Raw genomic sequence first — 1,381 nt, forward strand, 5'->3', positions numbered from 1 at the left:
GATCGTGTCCCGGGAAGTGGTGTAACTCATCATGGCTCTGGCCACTGAGTTTGCCGTTTAGTTGATCACGGCCGACAGCTTGGCCTGTGGATTATCGCTGACTGCTTCAAAGGCCTCCAACTGCATGTAACGTCGTTGCAGACACCACTCGTCGTTCTGCTCCAACAGCATCGCGCCTACCAGCCGCGTGATGGCCGGATCGTTGGGAAAAATCCCCACGACATCGGTACGCCGCTTGATCTCGGCGTTAAGCCGTTCGAGTGGATTGGTGCTGTGCAATTGCTGACGGTGTGCCTTGGGAAATGCCATGTGCGCCAGCACTTCATCCTCGCAGCCATCCATGAGCGCCGCGATCTTGGGGTACTTTTCGCGCAACTGATCAGCTACCAAGCGCCATTGCTGATGACATTCGGCACGGCTGTCCTGAGCGAAGACCGTGCGCAGTAGCGCCGCAACCATGGTGCGTTGTCCCTTGCCGACGTGGGCCATGGCGTTACGCATGAAGTGCACGCGGCAGCGCTGCCAGGTCGCGTTGAAGACCTTGGAAACCGACGCCTTGAGGCCTTCGTGGGCGTCGGAGATGACCAGCTTCACACCACGCAGGCCACGCCGCATGAGGCTACGCAGGAAGTCTGTCCAGAACGGTTCTGCCTCTGAAGGGCCAACCCGCATGCCCAAGACCTCGCGACCACCATCGGTGTTCACAGCCACGGCGATTATGACGGCGACCGAGACGATACGCCCGGCCTCCCGTACCTTGACGTAAGTGGCGTCGATCCAGAGGTAAGGCCAATCGCCCTCAAGTGGGCGGTCAAGAAAGGCGTGGACACGTTCATCGATCTCGCCGGCCAGGCGTGACACTTGGCTCTTGGAGATACCGGTCATGCCCATGGCTTTGACCAGCTCGTCCACTGAACGCGTTGACACGCCTTGAATGTAGGCTTCCTGGATCACCGCCGCCATGGCCTTTTCTGCAGTACGTCGAGGTTCGAGAAAGCCAGGAAAGTAGCTGCCTTGGCGCAGCTTGGGGATCTTCAGGTCAACGTCGCCAGCGCGGGTTTGCCAGAGGCGATCCCGGTAGCCGTTACGGCTATTCGTCCGGTCTGGACTTTTGACATCGAAGCCGGCGCCACACAGGCCTTCGACATCAAACTCCATCATGCGCTGGGCAACGAACTGGATCATTTGCTTGAGCAGATCAGCGTCTGCCCCTTTCTCAACCAACTCGGTCAATGCGATAGTGGGCTTGGTCATCGTGGTTTCTCTGGTGAGTGTTTGGTCTTCGCAAACTCAACGTTAGCCAAGAACCACGATGACCATCCTCTTTCGCCCGCAGGGCGCCTTCGGCTGGTTCAGTTACACCACTTCCTGGGACACGATC

Annotated in this window: 1 protein-coding gene; it reads right to left on the minus strand. The window is 58.6% G+C overall.

The window, feature by feature from the left end:
* Nucleotides 1–57: 57 nt before the first annotated feature.
* Entirely contained in the window at nucleotides 58–1,254 is a 1,197-nt protein-coding gene (locus tag EGM97_RS26040) for an IS256 family transposase (RefSeq protein WP_238964736.1), read from the minus strand.
* Nucleotides 1,255–1,381: the final 127 nt, after the last annotated feature.

This window comes from Pseudomonas sp. AF32 (genome assembly GCF_022342325.2).
Classification (GTDB): Bacteria; Pseudomonadota; Gammaproteobacteria; order Pseudomonadales; family Pseudomonadaceae; genus Aquipseudomonas; species Aquipseudomonas uvaldensis.